Annotated in this window: 17 protein-coding genes, 1 other RNA gene and 2 pseudogenes; 10 read left to right on the forward strand and 10 right to left on the reverse strand. The window is 54.1% G+C overall.

The window, feature by feature from the left end; genetic code table 11:
* Positions 1 to 132: 132 nt before the first annotated feature.
* From HBN79_RS19760 to HBN79_RS19770, 3 genes are all read left to right on the forward strand, one after another.
* Positions 133 to 414: a hypothetical protein gene (locus tag HBN79_RS19760; protein WP_095002535.1), complete on the forward strand. Its 282-nt coding sequence runs from the start codon at positions 133 to 135 to the stop codon at positions 412 to 414.
* Positions 415 to 487: 73 nt separating this feature from the next.
* Positions 488 to 879: a transfer-messenger RNA gene (gene ssrA, locus HBN79_RS19765) on the forward strand.
* Positions 880 to 1065: 186 nt separating this feature from the next.
* Positions 1066 to 2322 carry an integrase domain-containing protein gene (locus HBN79_RS19770; RefSeq protein ID WP_169917062.1) on the forward strand — a complete coding sequence of 419 codons (1257 nt, stop codon included), beginning with the start codon at positions 1066 to 1068 and terminating at the stop codon, positions 2320 to 2322.
* 161 nt (positions 2323 to 2483) lie between these two features.
* On the opposite strand, the gene HBN79_RS24015 is transcribed toward HBN79_RS19770, so the two are convergent.
* From HBN79_RS24015 to HBN79_RS19795, 6 genes are all read right to left on the reverse strand, one after another.
* Positions 2484 to 2753 (reverse strand): hypothetical protein, encoded by a 270-nt coding sequence (locus tag HBN79_RS24015; protein WP_256352327.1) that lies wholly within the window; start codon positions 2751 to 2753, stop codon positions 2484 to 2486.
* A complete protein-coding gene (locus HBN79_RS19775) occupies positions 2750 to 3730 on the reverse strand; it encodes an integrase domain-containing protein (protein WP_169917063.1) in 981 nt (326 codons plus the stop codon). The genes HBN79_RS24015 and HBN79_RS19775 overlap by 4 nt, the downstream gene beginning before the upstream one ends.
* Entirely contained in the window at positions 3714 to 4067 is a 354-nt protein-coding gene (locus HBN79_RS19780) for a hypothetical protein (protein ID WP_150658722.1), read from the reverse strand. Before HBN79_RS19780 ends, HBN79_RS19775 begins: the two co-directional genes overlap by 17 nt.
* On the reverse strand, positions 4054 to 5460 hold the full coding sequence (locus HBN79_RS19785; RefSeq protein ID WP_169917064.1) for a YfjI family protein: 1407 nt from the start codon (positions 5458 to 5460) through the stop codon (positions 4054 to 4056). Before HBN79_RS19785 ends, HBN79_RS19780 begins: the two co-directional genes overlap by 14 nt.
* Before the next feature lie 1217 nt (positions 5461 to 6677).
* Positions 6678 to 7340 (reverse strand): hypothetical protein, encoded by a 663-nt coding sequence (locus HBN79_RS19790; protein ID WP_047296674.1) that lies wholly within the window; start codon positions 7338 to 7340, stop codon positions 6678 to 6680.
* Between the two features lie 649 nt (positions 7341 to 7989).
* The gene (locus tag HBN79_RS19795; RefSeq protein ID WP_169917065.1) at positions 7990 to 8790 is read right to left on the reverse strand and encodes a hypothetical protein; all 801 of its coding nucleotides are present in this window, start codon (positions 8788 to 8790) and stop codon (positions 7990 to 7992) included.
* A gap of 189 nt (positions 8791 to 8979) precedes the next feature.
* Between HBN79_RS19795 and HBN79_RS19800 the strand changes: the two genes are divergently transcribed.
* Complete coding sequence (locus tag HBN79_RS19800) at positions 8980 to 10767, forward strand: hypothetical protein (RefSeq protein WP_169917066.1); 1788 nt, start codon at positions 8980 to 8982, stop codon at positions 10765 to 10767.
* 23 nt (positions 10768 to 10790) lie between these two features.
* Here the strand turns inward: HBN79_RS19800 and HBN79_RS19805 are convergent, their stop codons facing one another.
* Positions 10791 to 11207 (reverse strand): very short patch repair endonuclease, encoded by a 417-nt coding sequence (locus HBN79_RS19805; protein ID WP_346010146.1) that lies wholly within the window; start codon positions 11205 to 11207, stop codon positions 10791 to 10793.
* A gap of 42 nt (positions 11208 to 11249) precedes the next feature.
* Here HBN79_RS19805 and HBN79_RS19810 point away from each other — a divergent pair, with 42 nt between their 5' ends.
* From HBN79_RS19810 to HBN79_RS23900, 6 genes and pseudogenes are all read left to right on the forward strand, one after another.
* On the forward strand, positions 11250 to 12875 hold the full coding sequence (locus HBN79_RS19810) for a DNA cytosine methyltransferase (RefSeq protein WP_169917067.1): 1626 nt from the start codon (positions 11250 to 11252) through the stop codon (positions 12873 to 12875).
* Positions 12876 to 12906: 31 nt separating this feature from the next.
* The gene (locus HBN79_RS19815; protein WP_150658717.1) at positions 12907 to 14349 is read left to right on the forward strand and encodes an ATP-binding protein; all 1443 of its coding nucleotides are present in this window, start codon (positions 12907 to 12909) and stop codon (positions 14347 to 14349) included.
* 23 nt (positions 14350 to 14372) lie between these two features.
* Positions 14373 to 17231 carry a Z1 domain-containing protein gene (locus tag HBN79_RS19820; protein ID WP_150658716.1) on the forward strand — a complete coding sequence of 953 codons (2859 nt, stop codon included), beginning with the start codon at positions 14373 to 14375 and terminating at the stop codon, positions 17229 to 17231.
* Entirely contained in the window at positions 17215 to 18228 is a 1014-nt protein-coding gene (locus HBN79_RS19825) for a PD-(D/E)XK motif protein (protein ID WP_150640981.1), read from the forward strand. The genes HBN79_RS19820 and HBN79_RS19825 overlap by 17 nt, the downstream gene beginning before the upstream one ends.
* Position 18229: 1 nt before the next feature.
* Positions 18230 to 20035 carry an AIPR family protein gene (locus HBN79_RS19830; RefSeq protein ID WP_150640980.1) on the forward strand — a complete coding sequence of 602 codons (1806 nt, stop codon included), beginning with the start codon at positions 18230 to 18232 and terminating at the stop codon, positions 20033 to 20035.
* A gap of 13 nt (positions 20036 to 20048) precedes the next feature.
* Positions 20049 to 20198, forward strand: a pseudogene (locus HBN79_RS23900) (IS3 family transposase); the annotation flags it as partial.
* Positions 20199 to 20452: 254 nt separating this feature from the next.
* Here HBN79_RS23900 and HBN79_RS19840 read toward each other — a convergent pair.
* The 3 genes and pseudogenes from HBN79_RS19840 to HBN79_RS19850 all read right to left on the reverse strand — a co-directional run.
* Positions 20453 to 21505 carry an ADP-ribosylglycohydrolase family protein gene (locus HBN79_RS19840; protein ID WP_169917068.1) on the reverse strand — a complete coding sequence of 351 codons (1053 nt, stop codon included), beginning with the start codon at positions 21503 to 21505 and terminating at the stop codon, positions 20453 to 20455.
* Positions 21506 to 21516: 11 nt separating this feature from the next.
* A complete protein-coding gene (locus HBN79_RS19845) occupies positions 21517 to 21771 on the reverse strand; it encodes a hypothetical protein (RefSeq protein ID WP_087693415.1) in 255 nt (84 codons plus the stop codon).
* Positions 21772 to 21964: 193 nt separating this feature from the next.
* A pseudogene (locus tag HBN79_RS19850) lies at positions 21965 to 22092 on the reverse strand (IS5/IS1182 family transposase); the annotation flags it as partial.

A 22092-nucleotide genomic window follows, 5' to 3' on the forward strand; every position in this document is an offset into this window, starting at 1 on the left:
AGAAATTAATGGCCTGATCCAGGCAGAACTCCCGAGCGTGGCTATAGTCAATTGGCTTAAGGCCCCAATGTTTGGGGCATAAAACCGAGCCTGGAAACACCGGGCCTACCCTGTGCACAAGGAGTTTTCCCCATGAAGCGTACCGCTCTTGCTGGTCTGTTTATATCCGCAGTGATGTTGGCCTCCCCGGTGTTTGCGGCAGACGACCTTTGCCAGATCAACCTGCAAAAGATCAACGACGCCGTAGCCAGCTCTGGCGAAATCAGCTCCGACTTACAAGACAACATCGACAGCACCGTCGCCCAGGCCAAGGAAGAACAGTCCAAAGGCACCAAAGAAGGCACTCAGGCCTGCGTTTCACTGACCACCCAGGTGCTCCAGGACATTGCCAACAACAACAAAGGTGGTGAGTAACCCCTTTGGGTTGGCCTTCTGCGTCAGAAAGGCGTAGACTCCGCTAGCTTGCTGGTTATATACAGCAGGCATCGGGGCCGTTTAGGATTCGACGCCGGTTGCGAAACTCTAGGTGCATGCCGAGTTGGTAACAGAACTCGTAAATCCACTGTTGCAACTACTTATAGTTGCCAATGACGAAACCTACGAGGGTCAAGCTCTCGCAGCGTAAGCTGCCTTAGCCATCCTCCTGGTACCTTCGGGTCCAGCAATCACTAGGGGATGCCTGTAAACCTGAAGTGATTGTCATATAGAACAGGATCGCCGTGCAGTACGTTGTGGACGAATCGGCTAAAACTTACACAACTCGCCCAAAGCACCCTGCCCTTCGGGTCGCTGAGGGTTAACTTAATAGAAACGGCTAAGCATGTAGTACCGACAGCGGAGTACTGGCGGACGGGGGTTCAAATCCCCCCGGCTCCACCACTTCATCATCTAAAGACGTCCACGGACGTCTTTTTTTGTGCCTGAAATCCAGTGAATACAGGGGGTTAGGCGCCTTTGGGGTCTTTGGAGAGTTACTGAGTTCCAGGCGCTTTGGTATCCCAGGTGGTATCTCGGACTACCAAATGCTATTTTCAGGATACCAAAACGGTGCTGGAGGTAGCCCCCATGCCTACTAACGCAACCCGCCTCTCCGATCGCCAGCTCAAGGCAGTCAAGGCAACTGGTAAAGACTTCGTCCTCAGCGACGGCGATGGCTTGCAGCTTCGAGTACGCGCCAGCGGCTCGATGATGTGGAATTTCAATTACCGCGAGCCGTTGACCAGAAGCCGTATCAACATGGCGCTTGGTCCGTACCCCGACCTCTCGCTAGCCAACGCCCGGAAGAAAGCCGCAGAGGCGCGTGAGTTGCTCGCTTTGGGCATTGATCCCAAAACCCAGCGTGATGAGGTAAGGCAAGCCAAACTTGCTGAGACTGAACACACTTTCGAGAAGGTGGCCACGGCCTGGTTCGAGCTGAAGAAAGACTCAGTAACCAAGGCCTACGCCGAAGACATTTGGCGATCGCTGACGCTTCATGTATTCCCAAGCATGAAAACAACGCCGCTCTCTCAAATCACTGCTCCAATGGTTATCAAGATCCTTCGCCCAATCGAGGCCAAAGGGAGCCTCGAAACCGTGAAACGATTGAGCCAACGACTCAACGAGATCATGACCTACGGGGTCAACTCCGGGCTGATATTTGCGAACCCCCTCAATGGAATTCGGGCGGTGTTCAAGAAACCCAAGAAAGAGAACATGGCTGCGCTACCACCTGAGGAGCTTCCCGAGCTCATGATGGAAATCGCGAACGCCAGCATCAAGCGCACGACCCGCTGCCTGATCGAATGGCAGCTGCACACGATGACCCGCCCTGCCGAAGCAGCCACCACGCGATGGGCAGATATCGACTTCGACAAGCGCATTTGGACCATTCCTCCAGAGCGCATGAAAAAGCGTCGGCCGCACACAATCCCTCTTACCGATCAGGCACTTTCGTTGCTGGAGACGCTCAAGCAACTCAGCGGTAACAGAGAGTACGTGTTCCCCTCAGATAGAAACCCCCGCACCCATGCCAATAGCCAGACCGCCAACATGGCGTTGAAGCGCATGGGCTTTCAGGACCGTCTAGTCAGCCACGGCTTGCGCTCGATGGCGAGCACCATCCTGAATGAGCATGGCTGGGATCCGGAGCTGATCGAGGTCGCGCTGGCGCATGTCGACAAGGACGAAGTTCGTAGCGCCTACAACCGGACGGATTACATCGAACGCCGGCGTCCGATGATGGCCTGGTGGAGTGAACATATCCAGAAGGCGGCCACCGGCAGCCTGTCGGCATCTGCCATCAATCAAACCAGGGACCGTAACGTGGTGCCGAAACGCTAAGCATCACCGGCGACAATCCATGCCATCCGTGTCGTGGAGCATGACGACAGAAATGACGACTATCGCTAAATCTCTCGCATGCCTGCGCTTCTTCGGCCAAGCCCCTTAGTATGGGAAGGCTCCGCGTTCCCATACTAAGGGGCTCACGCTTAAAAGGTCTATCAGGCAACCACGAGTTGCGCCTTTCTGCGGCGGATCAACCCTGCTGTCAATTCGTAGTAGTAGACGGTAGCTGGAGCTGAGCATCGCAAGTAGTGCTCCAGAAACCATCTCACGTGTTTGTCCCTCCAGGACCAAGGAGTTGCGCAACTCCAGCGCTCACGAATTACCTCGTGCATCCTTTCTGCCTGTCTGATGTGCCTTTTCCGCGTGGCATGCGCACCTTTGAGCACGGGGCTCAGAAACAACGCCATGTCAAATTCAAACTTCATCGCCGACCTCCGATGTAGGCACTCACCACATCGATGCGGTTATGTCCCAACTCATGGCTGATCTGCTGTCGCGCACGCTGATCAAGCTCCCGATCTTCTCGATGAACACGACCGCCATTGACGGGGGCAGGGAAGCCGGTCATTTGCTCATAGCGCTCACAGGCGTAAGCCGCCCGTAGCTCATGAAAACCTTTCAACCCCTGCTCATGCAGGAGGTCCCGTGCCGGTCGCACAACTGCCTGCATAAAGTCTTTGTAGCTTTCGTCGGCCGCCAACAAATTCCGGCTGCCATTGGGTGAGGTCGCGCTGGCCCAATCCAGGGCATCGCGAACTTGATCCGTGACCGTAATCCAACGCGGTGCCGAGGCCCCTGATCGACCACCTTTGGTGCCATCCTGGATGTTGATCTTGCCCAGTTGCCGAACCTCACGTTGCAGTCGGGGCAGATCGGCCAGGATCGCTTCGCGCAGGCGCATACCAGTCTCACGGGCGAGGAGCACAATGGCACTTACCCTCGATTGCTGACGATCTGACAGTGCCCGTGCGATCAACTCGACCTGCGCACGGTCTTGGCCTTGCGGGGCCTCACTACGCACGCTTGAGCGCTGCAAGCCCAGCGCCTTGCTCGGACTGGGGATTTTGACGTACTGATCACCGCGCAGCGCGGCCATCGTTCGGTTCACGCTGGACAGGCGGTTCTGCGCGGTGGCAATGCCAACGTTGCCCTGATCAACCTGCTCGCGCAAATGGAAGGCGTACCGCATAAGGATCTCACGGTCGATCTGTCGCGCGTCGTTGAGTCCCGGTCCTTCCTCGGATCGACACCATTGCACGAAGGCCAGCCAGCGATCGCTATGGGCTTTGACGGTAGCAAAATGGCCGTCGCCGAACAGATCTTTCAGGGCCTGCGGTCCGGCATAGCGGAGCTGACGACCAAAGCCGAAATTGCGCCCCGCTCGCTTACCGACCCGAGCCATTGCTCTGCTCCTGATCGACTGCCGAGAGATCATGCAAGAGGGCTTGCCAGTGCGCACTCACGATGGCGAGCTGGGCCCCATCAGTCGGGCGAAAATACAGCGAATTGTTCATGACGAAGAGGATCGCCCCCTCCTCTTCCAACCATTGAATGAGGGCTGTCGTCGAGGTGATAGTTTTACGGGTGGTGGCGACATCGGCGACAGCGGCGACAACCCTTGTCCTGCCTGGTTTTGAGCGTGGCGACAAAGTGGCGACAGTCGCGGCGACAAACCGCGCTTTCGGCTCCTTTTGGCGCTGAGCCAGATGGTGGCGCAGCGCTTCATCAAGATTGAACATGGCGCACCTCGAAGGTGTGGCCATCGGTGATCAGCCACTGATGATCAATCAACTCGACCAACAGCTTGGCGGCATGACGACTGCTCTTACGGGCAAAGCGGGGACCGTTGCGGTTCAGCTCTCGAATACTGAAGCGCTTCCAATCCTTGACCTGCAGCCAGCGCAGCAGCCGGTCCGCCTCCTCCTTTACTCGGCACACCGGTTCCTGTTCGGTCAGGCGCTGGATCTCGGTGAGGTAGTAGCCAACCAAGGCCGAGGCCCGTTGGATATGGTCGACCTCCACTGCACTTCTCTCCTCCACGACGGCCAGGATGCCGGCGACGCGCAGCAGGTTGTCGGCGGCCTTCGATCCGCTGGGGCGCACGCTGGCCAGCTCACCAAACTCACCCAACTGGGCTTCGATGGCATCATGCAGATCAATCCAGCGACGACGAGCCAGTGGACTGAGGCTCAGTGGTGACAGCCGCAAGGCACCGTCAGAGGTAAGTGACCAGGGCTGATGAAACAGCGCCGAAAGGCGGTGGTGATAGCGCTTTAGGGCGGCATCTTTGGACAAGTCGACAGCCTGGTAGCTGCGTTGTCCAGCCAGGCTGGTGGGCCAGGTCATCAGGCAGCGACCGAGAATGCCTTGCCCCTGCAGCAACGGATCACTGAGTAACTGCATGGCCAAGTACGGCTGCAGCATCAGGTGCAGGCTCAAGCGCCGATCATAAGCCCGCAGGCTTTCACCAACCATGGAGCGCGCGCGATCTATCGGGCTGCCATCCCAGAGTGACGATAAGGTCGTGACCGCTTTCAAGCGGTTATCCCGACTCATGGTGCTGCTGCCGAGGAACTGTCCGCCCTCGTCACAGAACAGGCCCATGCTGGGCAAGTCATGGCAGAGCCCCTTGATCAGGGCCTCGATAGTCGGGTCCGTGGTGATCAGCCTAGGGGCTGAGGGCTCTGCTTCGAGCGACACCCCGTTCGCGGACTCAGGACCGGCAGGATTGAGACGCTGCGCCTGTCGCTGTGCGGCGCGGTAGCGGGCAAGCTGTTCACGGTAGCGCTGCCACTGCTCGCGCTCCCATTGCCGTGCTGGCAGTAACGCACATCGATCTGCCGCCGTTTTGCGATCGCCGGACGCGGCCACGGTGATCAGGTACAGCGACAGTGGATAATTTCTTCCGTCGAGTTGTAACCCCGCATGGCCTTGGGTGGCCAGGGCCGAGGCAGCCAACACCGATTGCGCAGCCAGTGCCTGGGGCACGCCTATCACCTCGGCCATGCGCTCCACCGCAGGCCCAAGAATCCCACCCAGTGCGTGCACCGGATAAGGCTGGGCCACTGGATTCGACTCAATCAGCGGTCGAGGCGGTCGTGGGAGTACAAGCTTCGGATCTAACTGCTGCATGGGCCCTCTCCTCGTTCATTGCTGGTTGTCCTCACGTAGTCCCGCCACGGTTGTTGAGTGTTATCAGGGATCAAGGTCCCTGCGGCCTGTGAGGTGTTCACTGACGTGGAACGAACGGCTCCTTACGACCGGGAGCGAGGGCATGAACCCATGAATCTGGCCTCCTTGGCGCATCCGAAGATGCGGGCGGGCGGAGGCTGTGCCGACTGACGAACTCGGCACCTGGAGATCCTGGGTAGGAGAAGGCAAAGACATGGACACCTGGGGCATGCCTGACTGTCAGTCAGGTGCAGCACTTCCATGGGCTGCGGCACCGGTGCCTATGTCGTTGCGGATGGCGACGAGTCGGATTTGTCAGATCGATTGTCACGAGGAGAGTTGCGGCAATGCCCTGTACGACGTGGCTTGCAGCAGTGGTACGAGCGCCCGTCTCTTTCCAGAAGAAAGAGACGGGCGCAGTCTGGCGCAGCGAGGTAGGCCAAGGGAGGAGGTTGCTGCAGCGCAGCGAGGAAGGTCCATCGTCTGCCGCAGTGGGCAGATAAATCGAGTAGGCATCCATCACCCTTGGAGAGTGACCGTGCGAGCCGCCGGACGCTAATCGCACTTCGGGAGAACCACCACGCAAGTGGCGTAGCCTTAAAGGTTCTGACTACCTGGGCAGGTGCTGTCAACGACAGCGATCCGTGCGCCAATTTTTATACCCACTCGAAAAGGCGGTCAAGCGTCACGACCAAGGCGTGAAAAAAGTGGCGACTGTCGCCAGTTTTGTCGCCATGCTCCACGCCACGTTCTACGTGCGTTGTCGCCGCTGTCGCCGCTGTCGCCGCTGTCGCCACACCTACATTCATACCCCCACGAAAAGATCCGCTCTGACACTGAAAAGGCGCTGCGCTCGATAGAGATCGCGGGCGGTTGCTAAGGGGCAAAGGAAGGCGCTGCGCTAATCAAATCTGAAAGGAGAAAGTGGAACGCGGTAGCTTCGAGAAAAAGCGAGTGAACCCTCCGATCGGCGCGATCAAAGATCGCTGGATCGGAGGGTTTAGCGGGAAAGGCAAAGCTTCATACGTCAATTACAGCCTCAAGCATCGAAACCTGTTGGTCGGGATACCGATGTAGCCCCCACCAAACCGCCCTGCTAGTCCTTGAACACGCGGTCGGCCCTGGCAATACCTGCATCAGGCTGCCGACCTGTCGACCCGAACACCTCCCATACCGCGTCACGCAGCCAACAAATTCAAACTTGGACACACCAGACGTACCATCTTGTCCGCCTTGCGCCGATAGTTATCGTTGTCGTCCGAGGTCCAGACATAGGCCTTCAGCCAGATCGTCATGTTCAGGTACTGAAATCTGATGCAACTTTCGCCGTCCAGTTTCTTCAGTGATCGCTTCACTTTCCGCTCACGCTCGAACACGGTGGCCACAAGGCCAACCCGGTAGTCCAGTGCCTTATCCTGCAAAGATTTAACCGAGCGGAAATCCCCTTCGGAAAATCGATAAAGGTGACCTCGCTCAAGCTCGAGTTCGGTTTTGATTTCGTCATCTTCGTGGCTGTATGGGTGACTGTGATAATCACCCAGGTAGCAGACCTCAGGAAAAAACGTGTCGATAAAGCCTTGTTTCAGTTCTTGCGCCTCATCGGTATAGGAGACTGAGCCCTGGTCTCTTTCAACGGCTGTGGATGTGTCTGCCCATACCACCCTGTGCATCATGTTTCTGCCAATGAGTGGCTGGCAGTACCCCCACAGGTGCCCGAACGTTTCTACGCCCGCCGCAGAGTCGCCGCAGGTTAAAACATGCTCCAGTTTATAAGCCTCCAATGCTGAAGTGACGATACTGAAAAACGCTTGTTCGGATATTGAAACTACTGAGTCAATCATGACGTTCCTTGGTCATTTAGAGTTACGGGGTGTTCAGGCGGGCTCGGGAACCGGAACATCCTGGGTCAATGATGCGTACACCGACAGTCCATCGACGACTCCCAGTGAGGCTCCACTGGGTGTATATCGCATTGCGGGAAGGCCTGCTTTACCGCTTCAATCACGTAGGGTTCTAGGGACATGCCGCCGGTCAAGAACAGCACCGAGGTATATTTCTGGACCTCCGTACTTACCTGCGCAAGAAGCTGCTGAAAAGTGCGCATGAAACTCTCGGCTGCCAATGCCAGGTGGGTATGCGATGGCCGGCGGCCCATCTATGAACTCAAGTGCGTTTAACGCTTCGCTTATTCGCAGCGTGTGCCGCCAGCTGTTCAAGCGCGTACTGGATTGCATAGGGCGCTGGTCGGTAGGTGGCCGACTCTTGGCTACTCAAGTAGTAACGCATAACCCGGTCAGTGATGCCGAGCGCGGTCGCTGCTGCTTCTTGAGTGATGCCTGCCGTCTCCAGAAGGCCACGCAAGTAGGCCGGGGACGGGTCGTGCAATGAGGCGTCTGGCTTTCGAGGGTACATGTCTTCAGTTCCGTATCCCGGATACACACCAAAATTCGTCACCGGTTCTTTCTCTTTTCGAGCACCTACCACCGGTGCTTATTCCTCAGCTTTCGGGGTGGCAGGGGTAACCGGGGTAATTGCAAAGTAATACTCGTCATCGGCATGCGGATCGAACTTAGGGCGAGCGATGCGGCCTTGATCCAAGGCGTATTGAAGCACGTCGCGCACTTCCAGCCAGCCGCCTGGCTTGACCACGTGCAGTGCTTCAATGGCCTTGACGATTTCTCTCCAGCCAGTGTTTTCTGGCTTGATGGTGTCCAGCAATGTGCTAAGGATCAGCTGCTGGCGCTCGGCTTGATTCATTTTGGTCACCGGCCTCACTTCCTCTTCGGTTGGTGTCACTACTTTTGTGACGGCATCGTTGCCATAGCTGCGAATGAATTCGTAAGCTTCTTCGCGGCTCAGGTTACCCTTGATGATCTCAACGCGGTCACGCATCGGCTTGTCAAAGTGGACGATGGTGACGTCGTATTTACCGCCGCCGACTTGGACAGAAAGCGGTACCCCTGTGCGTTCGCGGGTTTCCCGCACGATGCGAGTCTCTGCAAGCTGTTGCAGTTCTGCCTCGGTCACGACGTCCCACTCAGGGCGTTCAAATAGATCCGGGTACACGCGGTGTTTGGTTGAGAAGTAGCGCTTGGACAGCTCGATGCAGCTCTCACGGTTGCAGTTAGGCGTTTTGATCACATAAAGGAACGGTGTCTCTAGGTTCTTTTCGCGCCAGTTGTTGCACTTGCGGAGGCTGGAAAACTCGACGGTTTGAAACAGCTCGCCGTTATAGAACACCTCGAAGCTCAGAAGTGCTTCAGTAGGCTTGGCTTGCTTTTTGATGGTCATGTCGTCCCGCTCCGTCACTGTTGGGTGCCGCTTCGTTTGGCTTGGCGCCATACTAGGAACACTGTTCCTGCCTGACAAGTGCTTTTTTCACGCCCACAAAAATGTATGGCCTGTGTTAAAATTTATGCCACCATGATGGCATTCTGACCATTTGAAGGCTTGGCAACACCTACGTGTTCGGGAATTGGAATGGACTGGGAAGCCCTTGTTCAAAGCTTGTGGGAAATCATCCACTCACAGGGCTGTGATGCCTTCGAGGCTCATCTGAGGTCTGGTGTATTAGATCAACCTATCGATGGGCTTGTTCAAGCTTTAGATGTCCTTCATAAAGCTGATGCAAGGAATGTCTTCCAAGCTCTGCTTCTCGAGTCACTGAAAAATAGTCCTTTTAGTGATCGAATCAAGCACCGATTGCAGATGTCGCTGCGATTCGAAACCCCGCATGCAGACGGTCATCAAACACTCATCGAAGAACGAACTGTTTTTCTCGAAAAGATAAGTGACTTGGTCACATCCGATCGTTTTGCTGAAGCCATAGATAACATTCACGCGGCTATTGCAATGAAGCAAGACTCCGACCTTCTGGAACTGCTTGGTCGCGTCTATCTGCTCCAATGCTCCCACGAGACTCACATATCCGGAGTGGTCGAAAAGCAAGTCACTACGCAAAACGATAGCCCGCAGGAAAGCGACAATTTTGGATCTGAAGGTGATTTCGACCTATTCGTTTGGCAAGACTCTCCCGTCTTCCAAAAATCAACTCATGATAACGAATGCATCGAAGCAGCCGTAGAGATCCAAGCGCTTATCTCCAGTTCAACGCCTGTGGAACCTAAGGCAATCGAGTGGTGTATAGATCTGGATGATGGGGAGCAACGCCTCTCCAGCTCTTTTTCTTCGGAAGCACAGACGTCCGCCTCTGAAAAGCTCGCTATTGGTGACCTTTCAACGAACGATGTTAGCCCCTCAATTGATCTTGATCTGAATGAGGGGCAATCAAGTCTCGAAGTGATGACTCAAGAAGCAAGCAGAAGTTATTTCGATTTCCAACTCCTCAAATTACAGCCAGAGGACAAAGAACTGCTCAGTATTATTCGGGCTAATCCGAAAAGTGACGCCACTACACTGGCGCGAGCTATGAAAACGCGGCCACCGGATTTGAATCGTACCCTAGGGACACGACTGCGGTATTGGATTGAGCGGGACCGCTTGGGGGGCTTTTCTATAAAGCGGGAACTGCTAAGCCTGCTGTCTGATTCTGCGTTTAAAAGTCACAATCCAGCGGTGGGAAAGAAATCGATAGACCCAATGCCCAAGATGCTCTCCTCCCAAGGCGAAAAAGAGGTTTGGGCGCTGCTGTCTGATATACCTACTTTGCCAGACCAAGCAAAACAAGTGCTTCGCTACTTCATCCAGAATCCAGGACAAAAAACCTATGAGGGTGCGGATGCCCTGAAACTCAATCACATGGACCTACTTTCCTTGTTGGACGGTTGCCTTGAGAAATATCTGGAAAGGGACCGTGTTTTTGCAGTAAGGCCTCGCCCGCAAGCCAGCTTAGAGGAGGCCGGCGTACCCCTTACGAAACCGACACTGCAATTGCCTGATACTGACGAAATACTCAGCAGAAGCGCAACAATTAAAATTCGGACACAGTTGACCCACGGAACCAAGCAAATTGACCCTCTCGCAGAACCAGTTGTGCATTTAACGATAGATGCCGACGTTACCGTTGCAGATCTTGCCAAAGCTGCTGCAATATCTCGTCTTCCACCGCTCGGCAAGCAGATTCTCGCGCTGCTGGCATCTGCAGGCAAAGGCTATAGCCGAGACCTGGCTCGCAAACTTGAACATGATGTGGACGAAGTCAACAAGATGCTCCTGCACACGCTAAGCGAGCACGTTTCCGTTATTCACAGTGTCTGGCGCTTGAACAATGGCGTGATAGAAGCCCTCAAACTTGCGGCTATTATTTAGTAATTTGCGGGGGTTAATTTGTCTCATGACTGTCTGATCGCTTGGTATAACCATTCAAGGTTTGGATTTGCTTCCTTCAGATCACACTCCCACACTTCAAAGACTCGCCAGCCCGCGGCAATCAGATGGTCTCTGTTCCGAGCATCGCGCATCACATTACCGCGGAACTTCTCAGCCCAGAATTCTACTCTAGTAGCTGGCATTGTGGCGTATCGACAACCCTCATGGCGGTGCCAGAAACAGCCATGTACAAAGATGCATGCCTTGTACTTAGCGAGCACAATATCTGGCTGCCCGACCAACGCCCTTACGTGGAGTCGAAACCTGAAGCCTTGGGCGTGCAGCAATTTTCGAATTTTCAGTTCGGGCCTGGTATTCTTCCCCCCAATCTGGGACATCATGCGTGAGCGGATTTCCTTACTGACTGTATCCATCTTCATCTTCTCCCGCTTAATAGGGGCGAAACTCAGAGTTAGGGCGTCATGAATCGCGTGCAACCAATTCAGATAGTAGATCTTTTCGCAGGGCCAGGAGGCTTGGGTGAGGGGTTCTCATCATACAACCAAGGTAATGATTTCGAGATCATTGTTTCGGCCGAAAAAGATCCAATAGCCCGTAAGACCCTGCGGCTTCGGGCGTTCTACCGCCTATTGAAACGCCACAACCCCGGTGCTCTGGATGACTACTATGACTACTGCAACGGGCATTCCGAACGCCCTTGGTCCCCTCGCAGTGAGGCACAGTGGATCCGGTCTGGGGATGAGGCCAAGTGCATAACACTGGGCTCCAAAGAGGGCGATGATGAGCTAGATGAAATCCTGCTTAACAAGCTGGACAGAACCCGTCCTTGGGTGCTCATCGGAGGTCCACCTTGTCAGGCTTACTCGCTTGTCGGCCGGTCTCGTAACCGCGGGAACACCGACTATCGTCCTGAGGATGACCATCGGCACTTTCTCTATCGCGATTACTTACGAATCATCCAGCACTACCGTCCTGCCATATTTGTTATGGAGAACGTAAAAGGGATTCTTTCCGCCAAAGTAGGGGGTAAGGAAATCTTCCCCGAGATACTTCAAGATTTGTCCGATCCTGATGTAGCACTTAACCACCCAAGCTCTGGCCGTCGATACCGCATTTACTCACTTGTGAGTGATGAATCCTTTGGTGCCGACGATGATGTCTCAGAAGTAGAATCCACCAACTTCATCATACGTGCAGAGCAGCACGGTGTTCCACAGGCCCGTCACAGGGTAATTCTCTTGGGCATCGCGATCGACGCCGCAGGGCAAACCCCAAAGCCCGAACGACTTCCAACTTTCCCGGAAATATCTGCCGGCAGCATCCTTGGAAAACTACCGCGATTGCGCAGTAGTCTTTCCAGAAGCACTGATAGCCCACAGTCTTGGTATCTTGAACTGATTAATCAACTGGATAACTTGCAGGATGCAGCAGCCGGCTTGCCCAAGAAAGACCCCGGGCTCGAAGCAAACATCAGAATAGTCCGATCGAGCTTCATGACCGGCTCTCTGAATACTGGCGCATTACGCTATCCGCGCAACGCCGGGGACGGCTCTACGCAATCAACTGATCTAGATCACTGGTACAAGGATAACAAGCTGGACGTCTGGCTGAACCATGAAGCTAGAGGCCATATGCCATCAGACCTCAAGCGCTATGTATTCGCATCCATCTTCGCGCGGACACATAAACGCTCCCCCAAAGGTCACCTAGACTTCGGCCTGCCTGGGCTGGCTCCAGAGCATAAGAACTGGGAATCAGGGAAGTTCAGTGATCGCTTCAGAGTTCAGCTCGAGAACTATCCATCAACGACTGTCACCAGTCACATATCCAAGGATGGGCACTACTTCATTCATTACGATCCGTTTCAGTGTCGCAGTTTGACGGTACGTGAGGCGGCCCGTCTGCAAACGTTCCCCGATAACTATTTTTTTGAAGGCAACCGGACGCAACAATTCCATCAGGTCGGGAATGCTGTACCCCCTCTGTTGGCATCAAAAATAGCCGCTGTAGTAGCGAATGTTATCACGACGGGCGAATGGTCATCTGTATGGACTGAAAATCACCGAGGAGAAGGTGATGCAGGCTAAATCAAGGCATGCCCCGCCCCGGGCGGGAGCGATGATCGAGGCACTCCGCGGACTAGGTTATAACACTGCTACTGCGCTAGCGGACATCATAGATAACAGTATCGGCGCGGGCGCAGATTTAGTTCATGTAAACTTCGAATGGAAAGAAAATGCCAGTAGAATTTATGTACTCGACAATGGCCGAGGCATGTCGTCAGCGGAGCTGGACAAAGCCATGCGTCTTGGTGAGCGTAATCCACTTGAAGAGCGGGGTTCAAACGACCTAGGGCGTTTTGGACTAGGACTAAAAACCGCCTCGTTTTCTCAATGTAGACGCCTGACAGTTGCGACGATCAACGAAATCGGCTTGGAGTCACTACGTTGGGATCTTGACGTTCTGGCAGCCAGTACCGATCAGGGCTGGCATCTTTTGGAAGGGCCTCACGAGGGCTCCGAGGTTTTTTTTCAGCCTCTTGTAGAAGCTGGCAAAGGCACGCTGGTTTTATGGGAAATACTTGATCGCATCGTTACCAACGGATTCAGGGTTCAAGAATTCTTAGACCTAGCGACCCAAGTCAAACAGCACTTGGGAATGGTCTTTCACCGCTATATTTCGAGTAACCGCTTACGTCTTCTGCTTAATGGCAAGCCGATTAAGGCTTGGGACCCTTTCCTCAATGGGCATCCCTCGAAGGCCTGGAGTCCCCCAGTTGCCGTGTGCCCGATAAATCGAACTATCTCTGCGCAGTGCCATGTTCTCCCCCACCGTGATCGCCTAACGGACAAAGAATACGAAGAAGCGGCCGGCCCGGAAGGATGGGCAGCTCAACAAGGTTTTTACATATACCGTAACGAGCGACTTCTTGTCGCCGGTAGCTGGCTGGGGCTGGGTGCAGGTCGAGCCTGGACCAAGGATGAAGCCCATCGGCTGGCGCGCATCCGCTTGGATATCCCCAACAATGCGGATGTAGATTGGAAAATTGACATTCGTAAATCAACCGCACGCCCACCTATCGCGTTGCGATCCTGGCTCGCGCGTTTAGCGGAGGAAACACGCTCGCGATCGCGACGAGCGTTCGCTCACCGGGGACGCCCTGTTGGAGCAATTCAGGGTCCGCCCATTATCGAAGCATGGAAAACCGACAAGTTCAGCGGCGGCACACGATATCGGATTGATCTGGAACATCCTGCCATGCGAGCAGTCCTCGACGAAGCGGGGGCACTGATGCCTCAGATCAAAGCAATGTTGAGGGTGATCGAAGAGACTGTACCGGTACAACGCATCTGGGTGGATACCGCCGAAGACAAGGAAACTCCCCGGGTGGGATTCGCTGGCGAGCCTGCAGCCGAAGTCGAATCAATCCTTCAGATAATGTACGGCAACCTAATACGCCTCAAAGGATATTCGGCTGCGGCTGCGCGTGAAAAGCTTTTGCACATGGAACCCTTCCATAACTTCCCGGAATTAATAGCCGCTCTTCCCGATCAGCCTTGATTCTAAATGATGAGATGTGAGTAATGACGGACCCCGAAAAGAGCAAAACCAGTGTCATCAAGATTGTGCAGGAGTTGCTGATCGCCCAAAAAGGTGACGCTGACGTAACGCCGTCCATGATTGGAGAAATGATTGATCGCGTTCTATTCATGAACCCTAATTGGGGCAAAGAACTGGATCGGGACGGTGTGACCGACGAGCTTATCCGTCGTTTCAGCATCTGGGTGGGAGAAGATGCAACGCTGATGGATAACGCGGGGCACGTCCCGTGGCTGACCCAGGAAAGAAAAACCGATTGGCGTTACTGGCAGCGCTATCGGGAGTGGCAGGAAGGAAAATTGCCTTGGGCAGCGGTCGAGTCGGTAGACAAATCCACCGACTCCATTCTGTCGATGCTGGAAGATCCAACCCGAGATGGTCCGTGGGATCGACGAGGCTTGGTGGTCGGTCACGTACAGTCCGGTAAAACAGGGAACTTTACAGGGCTTGTCTGCAAGGCAGCGGATGCGGGCTACAAGATAATCATTGTATTGGCAGGCCTGCACAACAATCTACGTTCACAGACTCAAATGCGTCTGGACGAGGGCTTCCTGGGCTTCGAGACTGGTCCCACCCCGGGTGCAACCCGCTTGATCGGCGTGGGAAAAATTGATGGTTCCCCGTCTATCCGACCGCACTATGCAACAAATCGCAGTAATAACGGCGATTTCAACATGGGATTCGTCCGCAACCTCGGCATATCCCCGGAAGAGCGGCCATGGCTGTTTGTTGTCAAAAAAAACAAGTCAGTGCTGACACGACTGCTCGTCTGGCTACGCGATCATGTAGCCAATAGTCAGGATAATGAAACCGGTCGAAAACTCATTACTCACCTGCCAGTATTGGTGATTGATGATGAGTCGGACCAAGCCTCTGTCGATACCGGCGAGCAAGTTGTTGGTGCAGACGGTTTACCTGATCTGGAACACGAACCAACCGCCATCAATCGGATGATTCGCCGAATCCTGCATACCTTTACCCGAAGTGCCTACGTAGGCTACACCGCCACCCCATTCGCCAATATTTTCATTCATGACAAAGGTGAGACGGGTGAAGAAGGGCCAGATCTCTTTCCCTCTGCGTTCATCTCTAACTTGGCCGCACCTTCTTCGTATGTAGGGCCGACAAGAGTATTTGGCCTCTCAGCCGAAGAGGGGCGCGAGGGTGGATTACCGCTGGTACGAACAGTCTCGGATTACTGCGACGAGGATGGCCGTACGGGATGGATGCCGCATGGCCATAGGAGCAACTTCCACCCGGTCCATTCAGGGCCACATAGCATGCCGGACTCCTTGGTCGAAGCGATAAACGCCTTCATTTTGAGTTGTGCTACCCGTCAACTCAGAGGCCAAGGTGACGCGCACAACTCAATGCTGGTGCATGTAACTCGATTCAACAGGGTACAAAAGGTCGTGCACGAACAGGTGCAAGCCTATGTGAACAATGTTAAACAGCGACTGTCGCTGGGTATCGATGAAAAGAAATTGCTCTCTGAGTTGAAGACCTTATGGGAAAGAGACTTTGTACCAACCAGCAACGAAGTCAGTGAGTCGCTGGATACCCCCGATGAATGCAAACTTCCAGACTGGGCTGATGTTCGTGCTCAGCTTCTCAATGTACTGGAGAGCGTGGATGTACGAATGATCAACGGCACCGCCAAGGATGCTCTTGATTACGCCGATACACCTACGGGACTAAAAGTGATTGCCATCGGTGGCGACAAACTCGCTCGGGGACTAACACTTGAGGGACTGAGTGTCAGTTACTTCCTGCGCGCCTCAAAAATGTACGACACGCTCATGCAGATGGGACGCTGGTTTGGTTACCGTCATGGGTATATTGACCTCTGCCGCCTTTACACCACCAGCGATCTGATCGAGTGGTTCGGGCATATTGCGGACGCGTCCGAGGAGCTACGTGACGAATTCGACATGATGTGCGAAAGCGGCGGAAAGCCTATCGATTATGGACTCAAGGTCAAATCCCACTCCGTGCTCATGGTAACTTCACGGCTGAAAATGCGGGCAGCGAAACCTCTATACCTGTCATTCAGCGGGCAGATATCTGAAACGGTTGCCTTTTTCAAGGAGAGTGAAGCTCTTAGCAAGAATCTTGCAGCGTTCGAGCGCTTCACGGACAAACTCGGTGGGGCCAATGAGATACCTGCACAGAAACGAACAGGGAAAATTGATAAGTGGCGAGGAGCTCATTGGGCAAACATCGATGCCGAAAAGGTTGCGACTTTCCTCCGAGAATACGAAACCCATCCTGAGTCGCTAAAGGTCAACAGTAAGTTGCTCGCCCGTTTTATTGAAATGATGAGCCTCAACGGGGAGCTAACTCAATGGACAGTGGCAATCGTCTCTGGTGACAGCGAGATCCCGCATCAAGTTGGAGGTAGAACGGTCAATCTGATGAAGCGTACAGGGAAAAATCTTATCGACCGATATGCCATTGGACGCTTGTTATCCCCGCGGGATGAGGCAATGGACCTGGACGATTCCGCATGGAATGCAGCATTGGCGTTGACCCAAGCTGCTTGGCAAGCAGACAAGGGGCGACGAGACAAGAATGAGTTACCAGCAGTCCCGAGTGGAGCCGCAATACGACGGGTACGTGGGCTTGGCGCTGACGGCGTCGCCCCACACCCTGAGACAGGGCTGCTGATTATCTCGTTGCTGGACCCTCAGAAAGCGGAGAAGGAAAACTTCCCACTAGGAACTCCGCCTGTAGTTGCTTTCGCTATTAGTTTCCCGGGCAGTAACTCCAAAACCAAAGTCGAATACATGGTCAACAACGTTCATTGGCAAAGCTGGGAGCAGCAATATGGCGCTTGTGACTGAAGAAGAAATGCAAGCTATCTGGCGCCCTCTGGCAGGTGACAGTCCCGATGAAGGCTGGCGTAGCATTGCAATGGCCGAATGCGGTGGCTGTCGATTGCGCGCCGCACGCAGCTCACCGGGTAATGAGGAAGCGTTGCTGATTGGGTTTCCATCCCTGAAACTACCCGCCATGAATCAATTGCCCAATGGTCACGGTTTCAAGGTGGAAAAGGCGACATTGGGTGAAGTGGGCCGGGGGCTCAATTGGCTGGCGCTGGTCCGCCAGCCTGCTGGCAGCCTAGACCTGTTCAGCAGCATGGTGGTCGATGTACTGAGCACCGTCCAAGCAAGTTCGGATGCAAAGGAAGAACTCCTATTCCAACGCTACCTGGGAAGAATCAGAGCATGGCAGGACTTCATGCGCCGAGGACACGAAGGTCTTTCTGCTGAAGAGGAGCTCGGACTTGTCGGGGAACTGAATGTTCTGAGCAAATTAATAGAAGCAGGAATGCCGTTGTTCAATTCAGTAGACGCTTGGAAAGGACCGCTGGACGGCCTTCATGACTTTGAACTGGGAAGCGGTTCAATCGAGGTCAAGACAACAATTGCAAGCGAAGGATTTCCAGCGTGCATTGACTCACTGGAACAACTTGACGACTCGTTGCGCTACCCGTTCTTTTTGGCGGGAGTCAAGTTGCATCTAAGCGAGGAAGGAAAAAATCTTGTGCAGCATATTGATCTGTTGCGCCAAGGATTTTCCTCAGACCCAGCGGCCCTGCGTGCCTTCGACAACTGCCTAGTGCATGGCGGCTACCTAGACACACACCAGAACCGGTACACACGAGCCTTCGCACTTACTGAATTAGTGATTCATCGTGTGGATGAACACTTTCCACGCCTGACTCCCTTCAACACACCACTGGGTGTGTTGCGAGCAAGGTATGAGATAGACCTTGGACTTGTGCAATCTCAAAAAATTAGCCTAGATCAGGCATTGCAGGAATTAGGGGTTTTTTAAAGTGGAACTTGTTGAGTATCTAAAAGAACTACAAGCTGAGATACGTGAGGCAGAGCTATCATTCGATTCACCCGGGGAAAAATATCCCTATCCAGAATTAGTTTTTGCCGAAAAGGTCATGCAACACATGTCCGACATCGGCATGACCAATGAGCCGCAACTGTGCTATTTCGACGATCAACCCGGCGCCTCTACCCTGCGTTTGAGTGGTTATTCGTTCGGTTCTTCAGACGATGACGAAGCTCCGGATCAGCTTGACCTGTTTGTCAGTCTCTACAAGGGGGTTGATGAAATTGAGCCGCTCCCACAAACGGAAATTGTCAAATCCGCCAACCAATGCATGCGTTTTCTCAAGAACTGCGTCAATGGGACGCTTGAGAAGAGCATGGATGAAACAAATGAGGCTTATCCTCTAGTTGTCAGCGTCAGACAGTTCTTCTCTGGCTTGGTCAAACTAAGGGTCTTCGTCATCACCGATTTGTGGTTGAAGAACAAGGGGGGATTTGCCCCCACTGAATTCCAAGGAAAATCCATCCAGCTCGAAGTGATGGATATAGAGCGGTTGTTCAACCATCTCCAGCAGAACCGCCCTAGGGATGAAGTCTTAGTTGACTTCAATGAGATATCGGGAAGCGCTCTGCCTTGTGTATGGGTCCCCGGTGTTGCAGGTGAGTATGATTATGCCTTGACGGCGATTCCAGGTGAGGCTCTAAGATTTATTTACGACAAATATGGCGCGCGAGTTCTTGAAGCCAACGTGCGCTCCTTTTTAAGTGCAACCGGGAAAATCAATAAAGGCATTCGCGACAGCCTACGCACAGAACCGGAACGATTCATGGCTTACAACAACGGTGTTGTTTTGGTTGCCGATGAAATAGGAATGAACCGAGCGGCAGATGGTTCACCTGGTATCCTTTGGCTGAAAGGAATGCAGATTGTCAATGGAGGACAAACCACTGCATCTCTCTACTTCACCAAGAAAAAATTTCCAAATACGGATTTGTCCAAGGTACGAGTACCAGCCAAGCTCATCGTATTACGCTCCTCGGAAAGCGAAGAGTTGTTGATTTCCAACATCTCTAAATATGCAAACAGTCAGAACGCCGTAAAAGCATCTGATCTTTCGGCAAACCATCCCTTCCATACGGAAATTGAAGCACTGGCCGCCCGAACCTATTGCCCGGATGGAGTCGGACGCTGGTATTACGAGCGGTCTGGCGGTAGCTATAAGGTCATGCTTGAACGAGAAGGTAAAACTCCTGCTCGGATCAAAAAGCTGCAAGCAGCTATTCCACCTGCTCGCAAGATCACCAAGACAGACTTTGCAAAGTTCCTGAACGCGTGGGGACAGAACCCCCACATGGCGAGTCTTGGCGGACAAAAGAATTTTGACGCGTTCATGTTGGATGTAGATAACCGCGCAGAAAAGGGCCTGTCAAAAGTACCTGAGTCAACAGAGTTCAAGCGGATGATCGCACAAGTAATTCTCTTCAAAGCTGCTCAGAAGCTTTTACGCCCCCTGTTTCCTGCATTTCAAGGAAATGTGACGATTTATACCCTGTCACTTTTCTCTGCCAAAGTTGGCTCCAATTTCGATCTGGAAATGATCTGGCAAAATCAGAAAATATCACCTGAATTGGCAAAGCAAATTGTTGTTTGGGCAAAAGAAGTCGATGAGGCCTTACATAGCGGAGCACAAGGCAGGATGATCTCTGAGTGGGCAAAAAAGGAAGAATGCTGGACCTACATTAAAAACTACAAATACTCGCCAATGAGCTCAAGCATTCCAGAAAGCAAATTACCTTAGCGAAGGTTTTTGGCGCCATAGCCGAATCAGCTTCGTGACGCCCGCCGAGCGACATCGAAGGCTGGATCATCAGATTTTAGCTCGACGCCATGAACTGTAAGTGCAAGCCCTGGAAATGAAACCGGATTGCTGGTCAGGGCAGACGCGAAACTGGGAGCCGATAGTAAACGTGCCGCTGACCTCGGAGAGCATTTACGGCACTACTATCGGTCCGAATAGCCCGTACGGGGTGATTTCGCGCGCGCAGAGATCGACCAAAAGCCAATCAGCGGCGATAGCCGCATGGCAACTAGGTCCCCTCGGCACCGACTAAATGCCGAGGGTCTATGGGTTTAAAATTGAACAGGGGCAGTTGAACACCCGAGTCAGTTTTCGGGCAGCGGCAACAATCGGCATCGCACTTCTCCTGTTCTCGTCTCAATTACCGGGATATGCCTGCTCAATCTGCTCATCAAACTCCCCGCCCACCCCGCAGTACTCACGGGGAATACGTTCAATATCCTCGGCGATTTGCTCGATCACCTCGCGCAGTTCCAGCTGCGCGAACCAGCGCGCCGGAATGGTCGCGGCGCCGTATTGCACGCCAAGCAGGTGGCCGGTGATCAGGCCAGTGCTGCCGCTGTTGCCGCCGTGGTTTACGGCTGTGATGATGCCGCTTTCCAATGAGTCCGCAAATAACGCGCACCACAGCCCGATGGCCAGCGCTTCTTCGGCGACCCAGCCACCACCCAATTCAGCAATGCGTTGTGGCGTGGGCCGGTAGCCTTCGTAAAAGAAGAACAGCACGCGCTCGATGAAACTGCGGGGTTGTTCCATGCTGGGCTTTTGCCCGTGTTTGGCCAAGCTTTCGCCGATGGAGTGTTCGAGGCTGTCCTGCCGGTCGACCATGCGCTGGAGAATGTCCGCGAAAAGGCCACCGGCCAGGTAGCCCGTCGGGTGCCCATGGGTCAGGCGGCCGGACTGGGTGGCGTAGTCAAAGGCGTTAGCGAAGAATGCACACGGCGCAGCGCGGACCAAGGCGCCACAGCCCTTGCTGTTGTTCTCGGCGACAGCGCCCATCCGCTGGCTGGCCTTCAGCGCCGTGAGGCAGGTGGTGCCCGGGGCTCGGCGGGACCATAGGGCCTGTTGTTCGATCAGCCAGCCATCTTGGCTGACCACTACCGGTGCGGGGTAATCCTGGGTCAGCAGCCAGCGCAACTGGGCATGGTGAATGATGCTGGGCACATGACAATCCCCACCCGCGCTTCCACGCACGAAGGCCCGCAGCAAGCCTTCGGCGGTGAAGAGCATCATCTGGGTGTCATCGGTGATGGCGCCGGTAAGGCCGAATGCGGGGGCGAAGTCGACGATGCCTTGGCAGCCGTACTTGGCTTCGATCACCGGCCATTCAAGGAACTCCACCGGTGCGCCAAGCGCATCACCTACGGCACCACCGAGCAGGCAACCCTTGATCCGTTCAAGTCTGTCCATGTCTATTCCTTTCACGCGGTGGGTACCGAGGCCTGCAGCATCGTCAGTTTTACCTCCAACTCTTCGACTTGGGCTTTTTCTGCCCGCAGGGCTGAGCGCAGTTCGCGGTTTTCCGTTTCCCAGATGCGTGCCCAGCGGGTGAGATCCCGTTCGCCTAACAGCAATTGCCAGATTTCACGCAACCGCAGGTACTGCAGCAACAGCACCAACAGGATGATCCCCATCAACAGCAATGCACCTGTCGAAACCGCGTCCAACGTCGTCATATCCAATTCCTTCCGTGAGATCGAGGCACCTCGAAGACATCCACACGATATGTAGCATTTAACGACAGGTCTAGAATGTAGACTTATACAGGTAAATAAATCACACACATTGAAGTGCATGAAACATCTAGCGGGAGCCAACAGGTTTAGGAAAAAAAATGGCTTTTTTCCGTCGCTTTAGAGGGGGCCAGAGCTAGGCTCTGTACGTAAAGTATTGTCGCAAGCACCGCATAGCGCAGGCCAATGAGACCATCGCCGCAAAACTTGTTGCGAGCTTGTCGAAGCGCGTCACGATGCGACGGTTCTCCTTCAGCCAGCCAA

This window comes from Pseudomonas sp. WS 5051 (assembly GCF_012985715.1).
Lineage (GTDB): Bacteria > Pseudomonadota > Gammaproteobacteria > Pseudomonadales > Pseudomonadaceae > Aquipseudomonas > Aquipseudomonas bubulae.

What these genes read in the sequence shown, in the direction of transcription:
- HBN79_RS19780 (WP_150658722.1), bottom strand. Translation starts at nt 4,067, where the DNA reads ATGTTCAATCTTGATGAAGCGCTGCGCCACCATCTGGCTCAGCGCCAA.
- HBN79_RS19810 (WP_169917067.1), top strand. Translation starts at nt 11,250, where the DNA reads ATGAATCGCGTGCAACCAATTCAGATAGTAGATCTTTTCGCAGGGCCA.
- HBN79_RS19800 (WP_169917066.1), top strand. Translation starts at nt 8,980, where the DNA reads ATGGACTGGGAAGCCCTTGTTCAAAGCTTGTGGGAAATCATCCACTCA.
- HBN79_RS19825 (WP_150640981.1), top strand. Translation starts at nt 17,215, where the DNA reads ATGGCGCTTGTGACTGAAGAAGAAATGCAAGCTATCTGGCGCCCTCTG.
- HBN79_RS19795 (WP_169917065.1), bottom strand. Translation starts at nt 8,790, where the DNA reads ATGACCATCAAAAAGCAAGCCAAGCCTACTGAAGCACTTCTGAGCTTC.
- HBN79_RS19845 (WP_087693415.1), bottom strand. Translation starts at nt 21,771, where the DNA reads ATGACGACGTTGGACGCGGTTTCGACAGGTGCATTGCTGTTGATGGGG.
- HBN79_RS19775 (WP_169917063.1), bottom strand. Translation starts at nt 3,730, where the DNA reads ATGGCTCGGGTCGGTAAGCGAGCGGGGCGCAATTTCGGCTTTGGTCGT.
- HBN79_RS19770 (WP_169917062.1), top strand. Translation starts at nt 1,066, where the DNA reads ATGCCTACTAACGCAACCCGCCTCTCCGATCGCCAGCTCAAGGCAGTC.
- HBN79_RS19805 (WP_346010146.1), bottom strand. Translation starts at nt 11,207, where the DNA reads ATGAAGATGGATACAGTCAGTAAGGAAATCCGCTCACGCATGATGTCC.
- HBN79_RS19840 (WP_169917068.1), bottom strand. Translation starts at nt 21,505, where the DNA reads ATGGACAGACTTGAACGGATCAAGGGTTGCCTGCTCGGTGGTGCCGTA.
- HBN79_RS19760 (WP_095002535.1), top strand. Translation starts at nt 133, where the DNA reads ATGAAGCGTACCGCTCTTGCTGGTCTGTTTATATCCGCAGTGATGTTG.
- HBN79_RS19815 (WP_150658717.1), top strand. Translation starts at nt 12,907, where the DNA reads ATGATCGAGGCACTCCGCGGACTAGGTTATAACACTGCTACTGCGCTA.
- HBN79_RS19790 (WP_047296674.1), bottom strand. Translation starts at nt 7,340, where the DNA reads ATGATTGACTCAGTAGTTTCAATATCCGAACAAGCGTTTTTCAGTATC.
- HBN79_RS24015 (WP_256352327.1), bottom strand. Translation starts at nt 2,753, where the DNA reads ATGAAGTTTGAATTTGACATGGCGTTGTTTCTGAGCCCCGTGCTCAAA.
- HBN79_RS19820 (WP_150658716.1), top strand. Translation starts at nt 14,373, where the DNA reads ATGACGGACCCCGAAAAGAGCAAAACCAGTGTCATCAAGATTGTGCAG.
- HBN79_RS19785 (WP_169917064.1), bottom strand. Translation starts at nt 5,460, where the DNA reads ATGCAGCAGTTAGATCCGAAGCTTGTACTCCCACGACCGCCTCGACCG.